Raw genomic sequence first — 19,532 nt, forward strand, 5'->3', positions numbered from 1 at the left:
CTACACAACTTTATACACAAATAGTGTCCACAACTGTCCACAAAAGCCAGAATAAATGCCCTTTATTCGCATTGACTTGGGGTTTTTATTAGGTTAAGGGACGCATTTTACTGAGTTATCCATAATATCTGTGGATAAGTGTGTGGGGAACGCAAGGGAAAGCAGAGAGTAACTTTGAACACTTTTTTGCAAAACGGGGAGTAACTCGGATATGAAATTTAAAATCAGATACTTAGAATAAAAACATTCGGTACAAGTTTACTCAAATTGCGGAGTTCATTTTTTGACCGCCATTGCTAAGCGGTTATTTTTAAGTAAAATCCAGCCATGAATCGAATTATTCCCCCCGAAAATCTCCCTGAGCTACTCGAACGCGCCCATATGATGGCTGGCGTGAGTTTGGCGCAAATTGCAGCCCAAAGAGGCCTAAGTGTCCCCAAGGATCTTAAGCGGGATAAAGGCTGGGTCGGCCAGTTAATCGAAATGGAACTGGGCGCGACGGCAGGCTCTAAACCCGAGCAAGATTTTCTGCATTTAGGTGTCGAGCTTAAAACTATCCCCATCGATTCACAGGGACGACCATTGGAGACCACTTATGTCTGCGTGGCGCCGCTGTCGAATATCCAAGGGTTAACCTGGCAAAATAGCTTAGTCTGCCATAAGTTACAGCGAGTCCTTTGGGTACCCGTTGAAGGTGAGAGGCATATTCCTGTGGGTGAGCGCCGTATTGGCACCCCAATATTGTGGGAGCCTGATCCACAGGAGTTGCAATTGCTGCAACAGGATTGGGAAGAGATCATGGAGCTTATCGCCCTCGGCAAAGTCGAAAAACTCACCGCACGCCACGGCGAAGTACTGCAATTACGTCCCAAAGCCGCCAACAGTAAAGCATTAACGCAAAGCATTGCCGAAGATGGCAGCCTCAAAATGACCAACCCTAGGGGTTTTTATTTAAAGACCAGTTTCACCGCCATGATACTTAATAAGGTTTTTGGTTAATATTTAGTGACGATATAGACTTAGATTGATCCAGATCACAAATTTCACTGGCACTAAGGTGACTCTTTTCTATAAACTACGGCATTCTGAAATCACAGCCGTATTCGGATACCCATCACGCAGTGAGAGCACGTAGACAAGCGAAAAAACTCCTTTTTGCGATTTTAGCTTGGGCGATTGCCATGGCTGCATTCGTGTTTTTTCGATATGCCCAATCACCAGAACTGCCCCAATGGGCGGTAGGTTCGGCTGATCTCGCGACACTTGCTATCTATATGGGGATAATTTTTGGCAGCCTGCATTGGATGTCGAACGTTATTGCTGATTTCAGTGCTATCAATCGCCTCCCCTATGTGTTTTCTGTCATCTTTAAAGGCTTGTTTTTATTACTGGGAGCGACAACATTAGCTTACATGACCCAATTTTTGAATATGTGGGCCATCGAAAATCACATGTCGACCCTAAGACAAATGCTGACGGCGCACATTCTCTACAGTCCTTCATTCCAAGCATTGATCGTCTATCTGGTGGTCGTGCGAGTCAGTTTAGCCTTCGTCGAGCAAATGGCGCTGTTAGTCGGCCCACGTATTCTGCTCAACATTGGCCTCGGTAAATACCATAAGCCAAGGTACGAGCAGCGATTATTCCTTTACTTAGACATGGTCGCCTCGACCACACACGCCGAATCACTTGGGGATTACCGTTTTAGTCGCTTGATCCAAGATAGCTTTAGTTTGCTGTCGGATACTGTGACCAACAACGAAGCCGAGATTTATCGCTATATGGGCGATGCCGTGTTGATCCACTGGCCTTTAGAAGAAGGGATTGTCCACGACCGCTGCATGAATATCTATTTTGAATTTAGTCAGCAGCTTAATTGGCAAAGACGTTACTTTGAAGAACACTATGGCTTTGTGCCTAAGTTTAAAGCTGCGGCCCATTGTGGCCAAGTCGTAGCAGCGGTTGTTGGCGTGCAGAAACAGGAGATTAGTTTCTTTAGCGATGTACTCAATACCCTAGCGAGACTGCAAGATCAGTGTAATCCCTTGGGGCAACGCATGTTGATCTCGGGCGCACTCGCGGGACGTTTAGATAATCCCAACACGCAATATCACCTATCGAATCTAGGTCCAGTTAAACTCAAAGGGAAACAACACTCCATCGAAGTGTTTGGCGTTTCCCCACTTTAATTTCTCATCATATTTAAGCGTTGAGTTGGATTAACACTTTTTTGCAGTGACACTTTGTGCTGTTGCAGCCAGCTTATTGTTCTTCTTTGGTTAATAACTTTTGGATCATTAAACCTAAGGTGCGGAAGGTTAAGATCCGACTGGTCGTTTGACGCCAGACAAGGCCGATATCACGGTATGGCGCTTCACCCGGCGGCGTCATCACCACCAAATCTGTGTCATTCAAAATACCCGCATCGATTGCCATTTGCGGCAGGAATGTGGTGCCCAGCTTACTGTTCACCATCTGCACTAAGGTATGCAAACTGGTGGCGGCAAACGGATTGACTTTTGCGCTATCCCCAAGCTGACAGGCTGTGATGGCATGCCCTGTAATGCAATGCTCGCTTTGCAGCAGGAAAATACTCTCGTCTGGCAAGGCTTGGTAATCGATCGGCTGATGGATTTCTCCGGCTAAATCCTTATGGATCACCATTTTGAATGGATCTTTACCCACTTTCATACTGTGATAACCGCTGGTATCTACAGGCAAAGCAAGGATCAATAAATCCAGCTCACCCTTACCTAAGGCATCCAACAAACGCTCAGTGGTATCTTCTTTCAGTAATAAACTCATTGCAGGATAAGATTGCTGGCATTGGCGAATAACACGGCTCAATAGGAAAGGCGCAATCGTAGGAATACACCCTAAACGAATATCGCCTGTCATCGGCTCGCCTTGGTTTTTCACCAATTCAACCAAATCATCCACATCGGTGAGAATTTTACGGGCGCGCTGCACCACTTCTTCACCAATAGCGGTAAACATAAACGACTTATGGTCTCGCTCAATCAACTGATGCCCTAACTGCTCTTCTAAGTTTTGGATCCCACTCGAAAGCGTCGATTGGCTGACAAAACACACCTTAGCCGCGCGGTTAAAATTCTGCTCTTGATGGAGATTCACCAGATAGAATAAGTTTTTTAAGCTAGGTAAACTTTTCATTTTCTCGATTGCCATTAAGGTTATGAATTAAGAAATTAAATCTACTCTAGCATAACTGAAAGCCAATAACGCGGCATTAGATTTCAAGAGTGTGAGCCGAATCGACATTCAACCGATTAGCTGTAAAACTTAAGTGGGAGTAACAAACAAAGAGGAGAAAAGCACTCGCGGGGAAACGTAAAAGGCAACAAACTCAGCCGTAAACTAACGCAACAATCTAACGCAATCATTCACTCAATTGGGCGCAACAACAGACGTTATTGCTGCGCCTTAGCGTATCAATATCTTATGCTTTAGCTTGGAGGAACAACTTTAACTGTTGTAGATCCGCACTCGCATGTTCGACGATCTCAGCAACCCAAGCGCCGTGTTCAGCATCCCATCTTGGCTCTTCACCATGTTGTAATAACTGGGCGATTTGCTGAATGCGTTTTAAACCTACCGAACCTGCGGCACCTTTAAATTTATGCGCTTCTGAACATAAGGTATCTCTGTCTGCAGCGTCGTTAGCCTTCACTAGATTTCCTACATATTCAGGCATTAACTGCTCAAATAACACCACACTCTTAAGTAAAGTACCGGCACCAATGGCGCTACAGTACTGTTCGAGAGTATTGAGATCTAGGATTACTTCTAATTCAACTGTGGCCATGAGGCCTCCCTTAAGTGGTCCAATGCTTAAAACGAATTTATCACATGATACCCACTAAAATTGTCTGTGCAACTTATAGCGATATCCATGGTCAAATTCAGATTAAAATTAACAAAAAACAAACTAATAGTCGTAAGTAAACACTTACAAAATAATAGCGACGACATAGCATTTAAGGAGGAAATGTATCCCACTAACTTACCTTTATCGTTGCGCTAATACGTGCCCTTGTCCACCATAAAGCTGTAAATTATCCACAATTGCCACCAATCCATCCCATCGATAGGCACACCAATCTGGTGCTAATAGCATAGGTTTTTTCGCATAAGCGGTGACGCGGTGGAAAATCACTTCCGCGGGTGTATGGCGGATCATCTCACCAACACTGCGAGCATAATCTTCAAGACTCAGTAAAGGTAAGCGCCCACTTCGCCACGCCTTGGCCATAGTGCTACCTTCGACGACATGCAAAGGATGCAGCTTCAAGCCATCAACGCCCTGCTGCAATACCGCCGCTAAGGTCGCCATATAATCGCTATGGATTTCATCGGGCAAGCCAAGAATAAGATGAGTGCACACCTTAAGACCGCGAGCTCTCGCCCTCGACACTGTGTCGCAATAACAACCGAAATCATGGCCACGATTGATCTTGCGCAGCGTTTCATCTTTAGCGGTTTGCAACCCAAGTTCTAACCACACATCAACGCCGTTTGCCTGATAACTTGCCAGTAAATCCAGTACATTATCTGGCACACAATCGGGACGAGTTCCTACACACAGACCCACTATCTCGCCATCTTTAACGGCTTCATCGTACTTAGCCATTAACACCTGATACTCATCATAAGTGCTAGTGTAAGCCTGAAAATACGCTATAAATTTATCGGCTTGCACCTGAGGTTTCGCCTCACGATAACGACTCTTACCCTGTTCGAGCTGCTCGGTAATACTCAGCACATCAGCAGTTTGGTGGCTAAATGACGCCACATTGCAGAAAGTACAACCTCCACGCCCCAAGGTGCCATCACGGTTAGGGCAGGTAAACTTGGCATCTATGGTGAGTTTTCTTAGTCGGGTACCATATCGCGCCTTGCAAACGGCACCAAAGGTGTTCACATATGCATCAAGCCCCATCAGAGCACCCACCAAATTTCATATCGCTTCATTGAGAATAACCAAGATAAAATCACAAATAGAAAAGAAAATACGTGAACAAATAGAAGAAAAAGCTTAGTGTAAACAAGGTAGCGAGTGGTTTCTTGGCGCTACATCAAATTCCCGCCTGACTCATACCCTTATTGTCATAAATGTGCGCATCCTCAAATTAACACACTAACCACTGAGATCTTGCTCACACTGATAATGAATAATAATTCAACAATTATAATTTTTTATTTAATTACTGTGTTTGCAATAAAAATCACTATTTCTAAATCAAAAACAATCCCACCCGAATGTTACATTTTGGTAAATCCACAGTTTCCTCATTTTTAAAATTCTTTTTATTCATAATGTTATACAGCACTTTTTGCTGTTGACGTTAACGTAAAGCAATTGTGATTTGTGTATAAAACATGAATTAATACCCATGTTTTATGCAAATTTTTGGTTTGACCTTTATTGAATCTCAGGCTAATTTGGGTGGTTCGGGTGCATATCTATAGAAAGTCTTTACATTTTCTCCCCGAGTAGTAATCAGTTGAGGTCTAGGGAGGTTTTTGTATGAGCTTATATCATCCCAGTTTTGAGCGGGACAATTGTGGTTTTGGGTTGATAGCACAGATGGATGGCGAAGCCAGTCATCGTATAGTGCGCACGGCAATCCATGGTCTAGATCGTATGAAGCACCGCGGTGGCATTGCCTCCGACGGTCGCACTGGCGACGGCTGTGGCTTATTAATGCAATTGCCAGTGCAATTTTTTGAAGCGATTGCCGCGGAAAATGATTGGCATTTGAGCCGTAAATTTGCAGTAGGTATGCTGTTTTTAAGTCAAGATGATGAACTGGCTGACCAAGCTAAGTTTATTCTTGAGCGCGAACTCGAGCGTGAAACCTTAAGTATTGCAGGCTGGCGCAAAGTGCCGGTCAATCCAGATGTATTAGGTGAAATCGGCAAGGCTAGCCTGCCACAAATCTACCAAGTGCTGATCAACGCCCCTATTGGCTGGCGTGAAAAAGACTTGGAACGCCGCCTTTATATGGCGCGTCGCCGTTTAGAGCAGCAGATCACCGATGACAAAGACTTCTATGTCGCGAGTTTGTCTGGCCAAGTTATCGTCTATAAAGGCTTAATGATGCCTGTAGACTTGCCCGCGTTTTATCCCGATCTCGCGGACATTCGCTTAAAAAGCTCTATCTGCCTATTCCATCAACGTTTCTCAACGAATACTTCTCCTAAATGGCCATTAGCTCAGCCGTTTAGATATTTAGCCCATAACGGCGAAATCAATACGATTACGGGTAACCGTCAATGGGCCCGCGCCCGCGCCTATAAGTTTAATTCACCACTACTGCCAGATTTGCAGCAGGCCGCTCCCTTTGTGAATGAAACAGGCTCAGATTCTTCTTCCTTAGATAACATGCTGGAAATGCTGTTATCCGGTGGCATGGACTTATACCGTGCCATGCGTCTATTGATCCCGCCTGCTTGGCAAAGTAATCCAGAAATGGATGACGAGTTAAAAGCCTTCTACGACTTTAACTCCATGCACATGGAGCCTTGGGATGGTCCGGCAGGTATTGTGATGACCAACGGTCGCCATGCCGCCTGCGCAGTTGACCGTAATGGTCTGCGTCCATCGCGTTATGTGATCACAAAAGATCGTATTTTGACCTTGGCCTCCGAAGTCGGCATTTGGGATTACGCCGCCGATGAAGTGATTGAAAAAGGCCGAGTTGGGCCTGGTGAGCTGCTGGTACTCGATACCTTGAACGGCCGCCTGTACCAATCCTTTGAAATTGATAACGACTTGAAACGTCGCCACCCTTACAAAGAGTGGATGGCGAAGAACAGCCGTACTTTAACGCCAGCGGAAGATTTAGCCTCTGAACAACATGGTGCCAGCGAGTTAAGCCCTGAGCTTTTGCTGCAATACCAAAAACAATTTGGCTATACCCGTGAAGAATTAGAGCAAGTCATTTGGGTACTGGCAAAACAAGGCGAAGAAGCCACAGGTTCTATGGGCGACGATACGCCTATGGCGGTATTGTCGAAAAAGTCACGTTCACTGTATGACTATTTTAGGCAAAAATTCGCTCAAGTGACTAACCCACCCATAGACCCATTACGTGAAAAACACGTTATGTCCTTGACCACTTGTATTGGCCGTGAGCAGAACCTCTTTAATGAAACGACGGGTAATGCCTACCGCGTCATGTTCAACTCACCTATCTTATTATTCAGTGATTTTAATCAGTTACTGGGATTAGATAGTACTTACTACCGCGCCAACATTGTCGATTTGAATTACGAACCACAGGAAGGATTAGAAAGTGCCATTCGCCGCATCACAGCCGAAGCCGAGCGTTTAGCCCGCAGCGGCACGACTTTGTTGATCCTTTCGGATAGAGCCATAGGTAAAACGGCACAAGTGATCCCTGCGGCCATGGCGGTCGGTTCTGTGCAACAAATGCTGGTAAATAAGAGCCTGCGCTGTGACACCAACATTATTGTTGAAACCGCATCGGCGCGAGATCCACATCACTTTGCCGTATTACTTGGCTTTGGTGCCACCGCGATTTATCCGTACTTAGTGTATGAATCAATCTCTGAACTGGCGAAACGTCACCAGTTAACCGACACCACAGCATTGATGTTGAACTTCCGCTACGGCATCGAAAAAGGCTTGCGTAAGATCATGTCCAAAATGGGCATCAGCACTGTCGGCTCTTATCGTTGCAGTCAACAATTTGAAGCCATAGGCATTGCCAGCGAAGTGATCGACCTGTGTTTTAAAGGTGTGATCAGCCGCATCGAGGGTGCAGGCTTTGCTGAAATCGCCCAAGACCAAGCGATTCTGCACAAAGCGGCCTACCGAGCCCATGTGCCATTACCACAAGGCGGCCTACTAAAATACGTTGAAGGGGGTGAGTATCACTGCTTCAACCCTGATGTAGTCAACACCTTGCAAGCGTCATTGATTGACAAAGACTTCGCGAGCTATAAAAAATTCGCCGAGCTCGTCGACAATCGTCCCGTGGCGACACTGCGTGACTTAATCGGTATTAAGGGCGCGCAAGCATCGCTTGATGTCGCCGATGTGGAAGCTGCATCAGGTCTATATTCACGCTTTGACAGCGCGGCCATGAGTATCGGCGCCCTCAGCCCCGAAGCCCATGAAGCGCTGGCTATTGCAATGAACCGCTTAGGCGGCCGCTCGAACTCAGGTGAAGGTGGTGAGGATGCTCGCCGCTTTAATACTGAACGCAACTCTGCGATTAAACAGATAGCCTCGGCGCGCTTTGGCGTTACGGCGCACTACTTAGTCAATGCCGATGTGTTGCAGATTAAAGTCGCCCAAGGGGCAAAACCCGGTGAAGGTGGCCAGTTACCCGGCCATAAAGTCAGCGTTGAAATCGCCGGACTGCGTCATGCTCGCCCTGGTGTAACCTTGATTTCACCGCCGCCGCACCACGATATTTACTCTATCGAAGATTTAGCCCAGCTGATTTTCGACTTGAAGCAAATCAACACGAAAGCGCTGATTTCAGTCAAACTTGTGTCTGAACCCGGCGTGGGCACGATCGCCACCGGCGTAGCTAAAGCCTATGCGGATATGATCACCATTTCAGGGTATGACGGCGGCACAGGCGCCAGCCCAATCACCTCAGTAAAGTATGCGGGGAGTCCGTGGGAGCTAGGTTTAGCCGAAGTGCATCAATCGCTCGTGGAAAACGGTCTACGCCATAAAATTCGCCTGCAAGTCGATGGTGGTTTAAAAACCGGTACCGATGTAATTAAAGCCGCGTTGTTAGGCGCTGAGAGCTTTGGTTTTGGTACTGTGCCTATGATCGCCCTAGGTTGTAAATACCTGCGTATTTGCCACTTGAACAACTGCGCGACAGGCGTGGCGACGCAAGATAAAAACCTGCGTGACAACCATTACCATGGTCTGCCAGAGCGAGTAATGACTTACTTTGAGTTTGTCGCCGAGGAAGTCCGTGAATGGATGGCAACCTTAGGGGTGAGCAAGTTTGAAGATTTAGTCGGTCGCAGCGAATGGTTATATGCCCTCGAAGGCCAAACCGCTAAGCAACAAGGCTTAGATCTGTCACCGATTTTGTATCAACCTAAGGTGCCAGCAACCTCGTCACGCACTTGGCAAGAAACCAATCCACCAGCGGATTTAGGACTGCTTAACCAACATTTATTAAACGAGTGCCAAAGCGCTGTCGATAAGGGCGAGTGTTTCGATGCCGCTTATAGCATCAACAACACCGACCGCTCCGTTGGCGCGACCTTGTCAGGCTATATCGCGAGCACGCTCGGCGTGAAAGGCACCAAAGCGCCGGTCAAACTGAGCTTTAACGGCAGTGCCGGCCAAAGCTTTGGCGTGTGGAACAGCCCAGGCCTTGAGTTAAAACTCTGCGGCGATGCCAACGACTATGTCGGTAAAGGTATGTCTGGCGGCCAAATAGTGATTTATCCGCCTATTGGCAGCCCGTTCCAGAGTGAACGCAGCGCCATTGTCGGTAACACCTGCCTTTACGGCGCGACAGGCGGCAAGTTCTTCGCCGCAGGTCAAGCGGGCGAGCGTTTTGCTGTCCGTAACTCAGGAGCAATTGCTGTGGTCGAAGGGCTCGGTGATAACGGCTGTGAATACATGACCAGCGGTATTGTGGTTGTCCTTGGTAAAACAGGGGTGAACTTCGGCGCAGGTATGACAGGTGGTTTTGCCTATGTATTCGATCAATTCGGCCGCTTCAATCGCCGTGTGAACACTGAGCTTGTCGATACTCAAAAACTCGAATCACCTATTCATCAACAACATTTGAAAGGTCTGATTGAAGCCCACGTGGCCGAAACGGGCAGTGAACATGCCAAGATGATCTTAAGTGATTTTGGTAACTGGTTAGATTGCTTCGTATTAGTAAAACCTAAAAATATTGCCGTGGCCGATCTACTCAAGTTAGAGAAATCGAGCCCAGAATTAGTTGTAAAAGCGGGGTAATGGCGCATGAGTAACGATTTTCAATTTATTGAAGTGGGTCGCAAAGACCCCTCCAAACACCCTGCGGCTAAACGTGCGACTCAGTTTATTGAGATTTATCAGCCTTTTGCTCAGCCTGAAGTGGCACAGCAAGCGGATCGCTGTTTAGATTGCGGCAATCCTTATTGTGAGTGGAAATGTCCGCTACACAATTATATTCCTAACTGGCTCAAGCTAGCGGAGCAAGGTCGCATCATGGAAGCGGCGGATTTAGTGCATGAGACCAACACTCTGCCCGAAATCTGCGGCCGTGTTTGTCCACAGGACAGACTCTGTGAAGGCGCTTGTACCCTTAACGACGACTTTGGCGCTGTCACTATCGGTAATGTCGAAAAATACATTACCGATACAGCAATCGCCCAAGGCTGGCGCCCCGATATGAGCAAGGTCACGCCGCGCGCTGAACGAGTAGCGATTGTCGGCGCAGGTCCTGCAGGTTTGGGCTGCGCGGATATTTTGTCTCGCAACGGTGTTAAAGCCGTGGTCTTTGATAAATATCCACAAATTGGTGGCCTACTCACCTACGGTATTCCGTCTTTTAAACTCGACAAGGCCGTCATGGCGACCCGTCGTAGTGTATTAGAAGGCATGGGCATTGAGTTCAAACTCGGGGTTACTGTCGGTAAAGATATCCCATTTACTAAACTGCTCGAAGAATACGATGCCGTATTCCTTGGTATGGGCACCTATACCGCGATGAAAGCCGGCCTTGAGGGTGAAGATGCCCAAGGCGTATACCAAGCCCTGCCCTATTTGATTGGTAACACCCATCATTTAATGGGCACGCAAGATGCGCAAACGCCCTACCTGAACCTTGAAGGTAAACGTGTCGTGGTATTAGGCGGTGGTGATACCGCGATGGATTGCGTGCGCACAGCCGTCAGACAAGGTGCCAGCAGCGTAGTCTGTGCTTACCGCCGTGATGAGGCCAACATGCCGGGCTCACGTCGCGAAGTGCAAAATGCGCGGGAGGAAGGCGTTAACTTCCTGTTTAACCGTCAACCTGTGGCGATTAAGACCCAAGATGGCAAAGTGATCGGCATTGAATGCGTTGAAACCGCCATGGGCAAGGCCGATGCAAGCGGGCGTCAACGCGCCGAAGCGATTGCGGGGAGCGAACAGTTGCTCGAAGCCGATGCGATTATTATTGCCTTTGGTTTCCAACCTAGCCCAGCACCTTGGTTTGCCGAGCATGGTATCGAGCTCGATCAATGGGGCCGTGTTAAAGCGAGTAAGTTAGACGAAAATCCTTTCCAAACCACCAACCCGAAAGTGTTTGCCGGTGGTGATATGGTGCGCGGTTCTGATTTAGTCGTGACAGCCATTGCCGAAGGTCGCGATGCCGCCCAAGGTATTCTTAATTACTTGGACTAAGCGCTATAGATTAAACGCCAATGTGTTAGTTTTATCGCTGAAAAACTGTTTTTCCGCTGTCATTTAACAAGCTTTGCAATGGCTGGACTTAGTCAAACAAGTCCAGCCATTTGTTTGTGATTTGTCGCCATCGGTTGATGGATAAATAGATAAGTAAAATAGACAGATGAAATAAATAAAAGCGCGCATCTTATGAGCGTACTTTTCAGTTAACCCTCCCGCGTTTTACCGCGCCATTATCAAGCAATCCCAATCTCACCATAACGACTGCATAAAACTGTGTGGTATAGTTAGCCAGCATTCCCTTGTCCCACTCTTAAGTGTTGAATCAAAAAGGTCTCCCATGAAAATTGGAATTATTGGCGCAATGGAGCCAGAAGTCGCTCACCTGATCGCCGCCATGACAAATGCGACATCGCAAACCATTGCTGGTATTGAATTTATTGCAGGTACTCTCGCAGGTAAAGACGTAGTCGTGACTCGTTCAGGCATAGGTAAAGTCGCCGCAAGTATTGCGACCACACTGCTCATCGAAAAATATGCGCCGGATGCGGTGATCAACACAGGTTCTGCCGGTGGTTTTGTCGATACGTTGGCCATTGGTGATATCGTGATTTCTTCTGAAGTGCGTCACCATGATGTGGATGTCACCGCCTTTGGTTATGAAATTGGCCAAATGGCACAGCAACCCGCTGCGTTTATCCCAGCCGCACATTTAGTTGAAGCTGCCAACAAGGCCATTGCTCAGCTGGGTGAAGTCAAAGCGATTGAAGGGTTGATCTGTACTGGCGACAGCTTTATTTGCGATCCTGTTCGCACCCAAGCCATGCTCAAAAACTTCCCGACTATGGCCGCCTGTGAGATGGAAGGCGCGGCAATTGCTCAAGTTTGTCATCAGTTTGGTGTGCCATTTGTGGTTATCCGCTCTTTATCGGATAACGCCAACAATGACTCGCCAGTGGATTTTGATTCTTATATTGTCAAAGCGGGTTACCACTCGGCGTTGATGGTGATGCTGCTACTTGAGCAACTGAATCCTGACTCAGTAAAATAATCACTTAAGCGGAAAGTACCGAATGCACACCTCTTTTTATCAACAACTTGTCGAGATAGATGGCGCTTTGTTTGAAGGCTTTTTGGTACTTTTTTTTGCTTTGTTATTGGCGCGCTTAGCACCATTGCCACGGGAAATGCAGCCGCTTATTTGGTTTAGCCATTTAGCCAAGCAACTCGCAGCCAAAGTGAATCGCCCTGAACGATCTCCAAGCCAACAAGCCACAGCAGGCTTTTTAGCTATGTTGCTGTTACTGTTCCCGTTTTGGGCCATTATCACCTTTTTGCTCGAACTGGCCGCCTTTCCATGGTTTTTCGAATTTTTAGTGCTTTATCTGTGTTTAACCGATGCAGGGTTTAGCCAAGTTGCCGATGAAATCGCTAAGGCCTTAAAACGTGGAGACAATGCCAGCGCAAAAAAGCTGTTACAGCCTTGGGTGCTGCGCGATACCGATAGTTTGTCGGAAATCGGCCTAGCCAAAGCCACCATAGAAAAACTCGCCACAGCGCCTATTTACGGCACAGCATCGACCATTTTCTTTTTCGCTATTGCTGGAGCACCGCTAGTGTTGGCGGTGCGCATGCTCAAACAACTCGAATTAAGCTGGCCGCCCATTCAACCAAAGTATCAACATTTTTGCAGTACTGTGAATGGTGTATCCATTATCTTGCTGGCGATTCCGGCTTGGTTGTGGAGCCTGTCGCTCGCCATTCAAGGCGGGCCTAAGGCGTTTGCAAAACTTTTTAGAGCCCCTAAAAATCATCACGCTATTCGAGGTTATGTTCTCAGTGTGAATCTCGTGGCCAGTATTTTGAGAATCGAACTCGGTGGACCACAGAAGTTTGCTGGCGTGCGTATTAATGTGGACAAACTAGGTTATGGTCCGCAGCCAACCAGTGATGACATCACGCCTGCAATCAAGCTGACCTCACGTGCCTGTGCTATCTGGTTTAGCTTTATCATTATACTGCCCTTGTTATGGGCAAGTTTACGTTGGTTACAAAGCCTGTGATATGATGCCGCATTATCTCAACGTGAAGTTAAAGGCTGACTATCTTGCTCGAAAACATGCATGTTTCATTAACAACACCTGCGTTGTTATTTCCTGCTATCTCATTGTTACTATTAGCTTATACTAATCGTTTTTTTGCCCTCGCGGCATTAATACGGAGCTTAAGCAGTGGTGAGAAACCCGTTCATAAAGATCAAATCAAAAACCTGAGTCAACGCATTTCCATTATTCGTCGTATGCAAGAAGCGGGCGTATCGAGCTTTGCCCTGTGCGTACTGTGCATGATTTTCATTTATATCGGCTTTAATAAAACCGGCTCAGTGATCTTCGGCGCTAGCCTGCTACTGCTGCTCTATTCACTGATTTTATCTGTAATTGAAATTCGCATCTCTGTTGACGCATTAAATATCCATATCAAAGAGATGAGTAAATGAGCCAGTGGATCTACTTTTTTGATTTATGGGGTACCGCTGTATTTGCGCTATCTGGCGCACTCGCCGCAGGGCGTCATAGAATGGACCCCTTTGGTGTCATAGTGCTCGCCTCGGTCACCGCTGTGGGCGGTGGCAGTATTCGGGATGCCTTGATTGGCGCAACGCCTGTGTTTTGGATCCGCGATCCCAATTACATCATAGTGATCCTCGCAACTGTGCTCGCCTGTTTGCTGTTAGTGCGTCGACCTCGTAAGGTGCCCGAATACATTTTGCCGGTCGCCGATGCCTTTGGATTAGCCTTGTTTACTGTGATTGGTGCCGAAAAAGCCCTCAATATGGGCTTAAGTGGCATGATTGCCGTGGTTATGGGCTTGATCACAGGCGTGGGAGGAGGCATTATTCGAGACTTACTGTGCAGACAAGTTCCTATGGTGTTACGTACAGAAGTCTATGCCACAGCTTCAATCATTGGTGGTATCGGCTATACCGTGAGTTTAGCCTACGGTATGGGCGAGAAAACGGCGCTGTTTCTGGCGATGACCAGTGCCCTATTTATCCGCTTAAGCGCCATCAAGTGGCATCTGTCGTTACCGGCCTTTGATCTCAAAACCAAGAGGGAATAGTTTGCGAATATTGTGTCTTATTTTGTGCCTCATTTTTGTTCCAGCCCTCAATCCTGCAGCGGCGCAAGCCAACTCAGGTGAAATGCCACAAGAACAGCAGTTAGCCGTCAAGTACATGAATGCGCTAACCGAACACGACTACAAGACACTCAGAAAATTCTATAACCGTGAAAGCGTCTTCTTCGACAAAACCGCCAACCGTAAATACACTGGCGGCCGCTTTATCATCGACTTTCTCGAGCGCGCCCATGAGGGCGTACTCGAGTACGACTTCAACATAGAACATATGTATAACGCCGGCTCTTTGGTAGTCATGATAGGTAACTATCACTTCAAAGGGCCGGGCGAGCAATTCGGCAAACCTGGTAAAATCATCGATATCGCCATTCCTGGCGTCACGAGTCTTAAACTCGATATGCTCAACCATAGGGTGACTGAGCATGTGGATCTTATCGATTACCAGACCATGTCTGACCAATTAGCGATGCAGTAGTCACAAAATTTAGCTGTCTTTGAAACTTGATCCCTAAAAACGGGTCGAAACTAACAATGAGTCAATACCACTGAGTGTTTCGCCTTCGATAGGTTGACTGAGTCGTTTCGTTTCAATGAGGTTTGTATGAAGTTTTTTGGATTGATAGCCCTACTCGCCCTTAATGGCTTAATGCTGGCTCCCAAAGCACAGGCCTTACAGCCCATAATTGTGTCCTACGCCGTTCAGCCAGTCAGTCATTTTAATCAGCAACTGCGTGTCGCTCAGGCACAACATCAACCCTGGTCGGAAGACCCAAGTCAGATCAGCAGCCAATACGCAGGCAACAAATTTACCTTAGTGCGAACCCAAACCAATAAAGACAGCATTTTGACCTACCAGGTGAGCGAGCTCTCCAAGCAACATCCACAAATGCTGTTGATTATTTCCTTGAAGCAGAATGCTAAACAATGGCAGGTGAGTTCGGCGCAACTGGCGTGGAAATGCAGTGGTGGGCAACACTTTGGCACCGACAGATGTAATATCGCCGAGCACGAGGCCAACACAGCGCCTTAATCTGCTGGGGTGAAACAGACTTAAAAACAAAGAGCGCCCTAAGGCGCTCTTTTTGTTCGTTTAACGACTTTTTCATTTAACAGACAATGGCTTAAACCAAAGTCACTTTGGCAAACTTACGTTTACCGACTTGGAATACCGCAACAGTACCAGCAGACAAAGTCATACGGCTATCGTCTAGCTTTTCGCCGTCCATCTTCACCGCGCCTTGCTTGATCATTCGCATGGCTTCTGAAGTCGATGCCACTAAATCAGCGTCTTTCAACAGATTAGCAATCGCCAGACCTTCACCCGCCACTAACTCGACAGCGTCGATATCGTCAGGGATCATGCCCTTAGCGCGATCAACAAAGGCTTGGTGTGCGCTTTCTGCAGACGCTTCATCGTGGAAACGTGTGATGATTTCCTTCGCCAAGGCGATTTTAATGTCGCGTGGGTTAGACCCATTGGCCACATCTTGCTTAAACTGCTCAATTTCAGCCAGTGGACGGAATGACAACAGCTCAAAGTAGCGCCACATTAAGTCGTCCGAAATCGACATCAGCTTGCCAAACATTTCGTTGGCAGGTTCGCTCACGCCAATATAGTTGTGTGCCGACTTAGACATTTTCTTCACGCCGTCTAAACCTTCGAGCAGCGGCATCATGATCACAGCTTGTGGCTTTTGGCCTTCCGCTTTTTGCAGTTCACGGCCCATTAACAGGTTGAACTTTTGATCTGTACCACCCAGCTCAACATCGGCCTGCAGCGCAACTGAGTCATAACCTTGCAGTAAAGGATACATAAACTCATGGATAGCAATAGATTGGCCCGAGGCATAACGCTTCTTAAAGTCATCGCGCTCCATCATACGAGCCACAGTTTGCTTAGAAGCAAGGCGGATCATCCCCGCCGCACCCAATGGCTCTAACCAGCTTGAGTTAAATTCGATACGGGTTTTAATCGGATCAAGTATCTTATAAACCTGTTCTTTATAGGTTTCTGCGTTCGCTAATACTTGCTCACGGGTTAGCGGTGGACGCGTACTGTTTTTTCCGCTTGGATCACCCACCATACCGGTAAAGTCACCGATCAAGAAAATGACTTCATGACCTAACTCTTGGAATAACCTTAGTTTATTTAAGATTACTGTGTGTCCAAGATGGATGTCCGGAGCGGTAGGATCGGCGCCTAACTTAATACGGAGTGGACGTCCTTCTTTGAGTTTTTCCAGCAGATCCGCTTCGAGTAAAATCTCATCGGTACCACGTCTAATTTCTGCTAATACTTGGTCTAAATCAGCCATCTCGGCAGGGACTCCTAAGGCCATGATCATAAAATGAAGAGACTTATGTTACTTGTTAGCCACCACAATTGAAAGTGTGTACACTAACAGGATTATTTAAGTCTCTGGTTATCGGTATCGGCGTCAATGGGAAAGGTTATAACGTTATTTAAATTGTTGCCTAAAAAGCATCAAATTCTCCTCAGCATTCTTTCAGTTATCACTATGATAACCATGCTACTACCTTCTGAAGAAGCGCAAGCTTCAAGACAAACCACCAGCATAGATGACCAAGCTCAAATCAACACCCGTTATGATGTGCCTTTAGCCTTTCGCTCGCCTGAACGTCCTGAGTTATTAGAGGGCCAAACAGACAATGCGGCCACCAATGCTGCGCCATTATCGTCAACCGACGCGCTTGCAGCGGGTGATGCCAATAACCCAGCTACAGAATCCTTAGAGAGTGCCCATCACAGGGATGTCGAGCATTTTAACGTGAAAAATGGTGATACCTTAGCCGCGGTATTTGATCGCGCAGGGTTAACCAGTAAAGACGTGTATGAGATCACCCAACTCCCCTTAGCCAAGCAAAATTTACTTAAGATTATGCCGGGCGAAGAAATCGTGATTTCGAAAGATATAAATGGCGATTTGACCGAAGTACGTTATCGCGTGAATGCGATTTCGACGCTCATCATCACCAAGAATCAAAATCAATACCAAGAAAAAATATCCGAGAAGGATGTGGAAATTCGCAGCCATTTCACCAGCGCTAAGATTAAGAGCAACTTCTGGAACGCTGCCGTCGATGCAGGCATGAGTGCAAATCAGATCATGCAATTATCGACCGTATTTGGCTGGGACATCGACTTTGCCTTAGATTTACGCGAAGGCGACAGCTTTGCCATTATTTATGAGCAAGAATATGCCGATGGCGAATTTTTGCGTAACGGCAATATCTTAGCAGCAGAATTTGTAAACCAAGATGAGCGCTATACTGCCATTCGCTATACCGACGGTAACTATTATTCCGAGAATGGCACTAGCATGCGTAAAGCCTTCTTGCGCTCACCAGTCGATTTTAAATATGTCAGCTCAAATTTCAATCCAAGACGTTTGCATCCAGTAACGGGCCAAGTCAAAGCCCATCGCGGTGTGGACTACGTCGCCGCCATTGGCACACCCATTAAAGCGGCGGGTAGCGGACGCGTCATAGAGGCGGGCTACAATCAATTCAACGGTAACTATGTGTTTATCAAACACAACGATACCTATACCACCAAATATCTTCACCTCACTAAGCGCAACGTCAGCAAAGGAGCCAGCGTTAAGCAAGGGCAAATCATAGGTACTTTAGGTAAAACGGGGCGCGTCACGGGTGCACATTTACATTACGAATTTATCGTCAATGGCGTCCACCGCAACCCAAGAACCATAACGCTACCTAAAGCCGAATCGATTGCGAGAAAAGAAAAAAATCAATTCGATGCACTTAGTCAGCAATTGATGACTACACTTTCGCAAAACAAGCAAACGCAATTGGCAATGCAATAACGACGGACGGATTCCTCCCAATGAAAAACGCTTATTATATTGGACTTATGTCAGGCACCAGCATGGACGGTGTCGATGCCGTATTGGTCGACTTTTCAGGCACGCAGCCGCAGCTTATCGCCAGCCATACCGAAGCCATACCGAGCCATTTGCTCAAAGGCCTACAGCGCCTTTGCTTACCCAGTACAGATGAAATTAACCGCCTCGGCCGTTTAGACCGTAATGTAGGTCAACTGTTTGCCTTAGCAGTCAATAACCTGCTGACCAAATGCGCCATTGCCAAAGAAGAGGTTATCGCCGTTGGAAGCCACGGCCAAACCGTGCGCCACATGCCAAACCTTGAAGTGGGTTTTACCCTGCAAATTGGCGATCCAAACACTATAGCAACTGAAACCGGTATTGATGTGATTGCCGATTTTCGCCGTAAAGATATTGCCCTAGGTGGCCAAGGCGCGCCCTTAGTGCCCGCATTCCACCAGCAGACTTTTGCTGAAGTTGGCAAGAAACGCATCATTTTAAATATTGGCGGCATAGCCAACATTACTTATTTACCGGGCAACAGTGACCAAGTGCTGGGCTTCGACACGGGACCTGGCAATACCTTGATAGATGCTTGGATCCAGCAGGTGAAAAGTGAGCCCTTCGATAGAGATGGCGAATGGGCGGCATCGGGCAAAACCGACCAAGGCCTGTTAACGCAACTGCTTTCGCACCCGTATTTCTCCCTTGCTTACCCTAAAAGCACTGGGCGAGAGCTATTTAACCAAGCTTGGTTAGAACAGCAATTATCGCCTTTTAATCATTTAGATGAAGAAGATATCCAATCGACGTTATTGGATTTAACCTGCCACAGCATAGCCCAAGACATTATTAAACTATCCAATGAAGGGGAATTGTTCGTCTGTGGTGGTGGCGCGTTCAACGGCCAACTGATGCAACGTCTTGCCGCCTTATTACCAGGTTATAAGCTGGATACTACCTCGGCCCTTGGCGTCGACCCTAAGTGGGCCGAAGGCATCGCCTTCGCGTGGCTCGCCATGCGTAACCACTTAGGCTTACCCGCCAACCTCCCAGCTGTCACAGGCGCCTCCCGCGAAGCTGTACTCGGCGGAAGATTTAGCGCTAAGTAATCC

General features: G+C 47.2%; 16 protein-coding genes. 12 read left to right on the plus strand and 4 right to left on the minus strand.

Annotated features, from left to right (window positions below; genetic code table 11):
• The first annotated feature begins 327 nt into the window (after positions 1 to 327).
• Both mutH and Q4Q52_RS01630 read left to right on the plus strand, forming a co-directional pair.
• A complete protein-coding gene (gene mutH / locus Q4Q52_RS01625; protein ID WP_107402370.1) occupies positions 328 to 999 on the plus strand; it encodes a DNA mismatch repair endonuclease MutH in 672 nt (223 codons plus the stop codon).
• A 122-nt stretch (positions 1,000 to 1,121) separates the two neighbouring features.
• On the plus strand, positions 1,122 to 2,189 hold the full coding sequence (locus Q4Q52_RS01630; RefSeq protein ID WP_006080760.1) for an adenylate/guanylate cyclase domain-containing protein: 1,068 nt from the start codon (positions 1,122 to 1,124) through the stop codon (positions 2,187 to 2,189).
• A gap of 73 nt (positions 2,190 to 2,262) precedes the next feature.
• On the opposite strand, the gene oxyR is transcribed toward Q4Q52_RS01630, so the two are convergent.
• The 3 genes from oxyR to Q4Q52_RS01645 all read right to left on the minus strand — a co-directional run bounded on the left by oxyR (position 2,263) and on the right by Q4Q52_RS01645 (position 4,960).
• Entirely contained in the window at positions 2,263 to 3,174 is a 912-nt protein-coding gene (oxyR, locus tag Q4Q52_RS01635; RefSeq protein ID WP_087486463.1) for a hydrogen peroxide-inducible genes transcriptional activator OxyR, read from the minus strand.
• A gap of 286 nt (positions 3,175 to 3,460) precedes the next feature.
• Positions 3,461 to 3,826, minus strand: coding sequence for an Hpt domain-containing protein (locus Q4Q52_RS01640; RefSeq protein WP_006080758.1), 366 nt, complete (start codon positions 3,824 to 3,826; stop codon positions 3,461 to 3,463).
• 204 nt (positions 3,827 to 4,030) lie between these two features.
• A complete protein-coding gene (locus Q4Q52_RS01645) occupies positions 4,031 to 4,960 on the minus strand; it encodes a TIGR01212 family radical SAM protein (RefSeq protein WP_311989672.1) in 930 nt (309 codons plus the stop codon).
• A gap of 588 nt (positions 4,961 to 5,548) precedes the next feature.
• On the opposite strand from Q4Q52_RS01645, the gene gltB reads away from it, so the two are divergent.
• The 8 genes from gltB (at position 5,549) to Q4Q52_RS01685 (ending at position 15,581) form a co-directional block, all read left to right on the plus strand.
• Positions 5,549 to 9,997, plus strand: coding sequence for a glutamate synthase large subunit (gene gltB, locus Q4Q52_RS01650; protein ID WP_311989673.1), 4,449 nt, complete (start codon positions 5,549 to 5,551; stop codon positions 9,995 to 9,997).
• 6 nt (positions 9,998 to 10,003) lie between these two features.
• On the plus strand, positions 10,004 to 11,410 hold the full coding sequence (locus Q4Q52_RS01655) for an FAD-dependent oxidoreductase (protein WP_311989674.1): 1,407 nt from the start codon (positions 10,004 to 10,006) through the stop codon (positions 11,408 to 11,410).
• 343 nt (positions 11,411 to 11,753) lie between these two features.
• Complete coding sequence (locus Q4Q52_RS01660; RefSeq protein WP_259582913.1) at positions 11,754 to 12,464, plus strand: 5'-methylthioadenosine/adenosylhomocysteine nucleosidase; 711 nt, start codon at positions 11,754 to 11,756, stop codon at positions 12,462 to 12,464.
• A 22-nt stretch (positions 12,465 to 12,486) separates the two neighbouring features.
• Positions 12,487 to 13,476 (plus strand): cobalamin biosynthesis protein, encoded by a 990-nt coding sequence (locus Q4Q52_RS01665; RefSeq protein ID WP_311989675.1) that lies wholly within the window; start codon positions 12,487 to 12,489, stop codon positions 13,474 to 13,476.
• 56 nt (positions 13,477 to 13,532) lie between these two features.
• Positions 13,533 to 13,910: a DUF2721 domain-containing protein gene (locus Q4Q52_RS01670; protein ID WP_311989732.1), complete on the plus strand. Its 378-nt coding sequence runs from the start codon at positions 13,533 to 13,535 to the stop codon at positions 13,908 to 13,910.
• Positions 13,907 to 14,533 carry a trimeric intracellular cation channel family protein gene (locus tag Q4Q52_RS01675; RefSeq protein ID WP_006080751.1) on the plus strand — a complete coding sequence of 209 codons (627 nt, stop codon included), beginning with the start codon at positions 13,907 to 13,909 and terminating at the stop codon, positions 14,531 to 14,533. The genes Q4Q52_RS01670 and Q4Q52_RS01675 overlap by 4 nt, the downstream gene beginning before the upstream one ends.
• 1 nt (position 14,534) lies before the next feature.
• The gene (locus tag Q4Q52_RS01680; RefSeq protein WP_006080750.1) at positions 14,535 to 15,026 is read left to right on the plus strand and encodes a nuclear transport factor 2 family protein; all 492 of its coding nucleotides are present in this window, start codon (positions 14,535 to 14,537) and stop codon (positions 15,024 to 15,026) included.
• 126 nt (positions 15,027 to 15,152) lie between these two features.
• The gene (locus tag Q4Q52_RS01685; RefSeq protein ID WP_006085051.1) at positions 15,153 to 15,581 is read left to right on the plus strand and encodes a hypothetical protein; all 429 of its coding nucleotides are present in this window, start codon (positions 15,153 to 15,155) and stop codon (positions 15,579 to 15,581) included.
• Positions 15,582 to 15,672: 91 nt separating this feature from the next.
• Here Q4Q52_RS01685 and tyrS read toward each other — a convergent pair whose 3' ends face one another.
• Complete coding sequence (gene tyrS, locus Q4Q52_RS01690) at positions 15,673 to 16,866, minus strand: tyrosine--tRNA ligase (protein ID WP_311989676.1); 1,194 nt, start codon at positions 16,864 to 16,866, stop codon at positions 15,673 to 15,675.
• 126 nt (positions 16,867 to 16,992) lie between these two features.
• On the opposite strand from tyrS, the gene Q4Q52_RS01695 reads away from it, so the two are divergent.
• The gene (locus tag Q4Q52_RS01695; RefSeq protein ID WP_311989677.1) at positions 16,993 to 18,399 is read left to right on the plus strand and encodes a peptidoglycan DD-metalloendopeptidase family protein; all 1,407 of its coding nucleotides are present in this window, start codon (positions 16,993 to 16,995) and stop codon (positions 18,397 to 18,399) included.
• A 20-nt stretch (positions 18,400 to 18,419) separates the two neighbouring features.
• Positions 18,420 to 19,529, plus strand: a complete 1,110-nt coding sequence (locus Q4Q52_RS01700) for an anhydro-N-acetylmuramic acid kinase (RefSeq protein WP_311989678.1) — start codon at positions 18,420 to 18,422, stop codon at positions 19,527 to 19,529.
• Positions 19,530 to 19,532 lie beyond the last annotated feature (3 nt).

The organism is Shewanella sp. SP1S2-4, assembly GCF_031932075.1.
GTDB classification, from domain to species: domain Bacteria; phylum Pseudomonadota; class Gammaproteobacteria; order Enterobacterales; family Shewanellaceae; genus Shewanella; species Shewanella baltica.

Excerpts from the sequence above, each read along its gene's own strand:
- mutH (WP_107402370.1), top strand. The coding sequence starts at position 328 with ATGAATCGAATTATTCCCCCCGAAAATCTCCCTGAGCTACTCGAACGC.
- oxyR (WP_087486463.1), bottom strand. The coding sequence starts at position 3,174 with ATGAAAAGTTTACCTAGCTTAAAAAACTTATTCTATCTGGTGAATCTC.
- Q4Q52_RS01640 (WP_006080758.1), bottom strand. The coding sequence starts at position 3,826 with ATGGCCACAGTTGAATTAGAAGTAATCCTAGATCTCAATACTCTCGAA.
- Q4Q52_RS01645 (WP_311989672.1), bottom strand. The coding sequence starts at position 4,960 with ATGGGGCTTGATGCATATGTGAACACCTTTGGTGCCGTTTGCAAGGCG.
- gltB (WP_311989673.1), top strand. The coding sequence starts at position 5,549 with ATGAGCTTATATCATCCCAGTTTTGAGCGGGACAATTGTGGTTTTGGG.
- Q4Q52_RS01655 (WP_311989674.1), top strand. The coding sequence starts at position 10,004 with ATGAGTAACGATTTTCAATTTATTGAAGTGGGTCGCAAAGACCCCTCC.
- Q4Q52_RS01660 (WP_259582913.1), top strand. The coding sequence starts at position 11,754 with ATGAAAATTGGAATTATTGGCGCAATGGAGCCAGAAGTCGCTCACCTG.
- Q4Q52_RS01665 (WP_311989675.1), top strand. The coding sequence starts at position 12,487 with ATGCACACCTCTTTTTATCAACAACTTGTCGAGATAGATGGCGCTTTG.
- Q4Q52_RS01670 (WP_311989732.1), top strand. The coding sequence starts at position 13,533 with ATGCATGTTTCATTAACAACACCTGCGTTGTTATTTCCTGCTATCTCA.
- Q4Q52_RS01675 (WP_006080751.1), top strand. The coding sequence starts at position 13,907 with ATGAGCCAGTGGATCTACTTTTTTGATTTATGGGGTACCGCTGTATTT.
- Q4Q52_RS01685 (WP_006085051.1), top strand. The coding sequence starts at position 15,153 with ATGAAGTTTTTTGGATTGATAGCCCTACTCGCCCTTAATGGCTTAATG.
- tyrS (WP_311989676.1), bottom strand. The coding sequence starts at position 16,866 with ATGGCTGATTTAGACCAAGTATTAGCAGAAATTAGACGTGGTACCGAT.
- Q4Q52_RS01695 (WP_311989677.1), top strand. The coding sequence starts at position 16,993 with ATGGGAAAGGTTATAACGTTATTTAAATTGTTGCCTAAAAAGCATCAA.
- Q4Q52_RS01700 (WP_311989678.1), top strand. The coding sequence starts at position 18,420 with ATGAAAAACGCTTATTATATTGGACTTATGTCAGGCACCAGCATGGAC.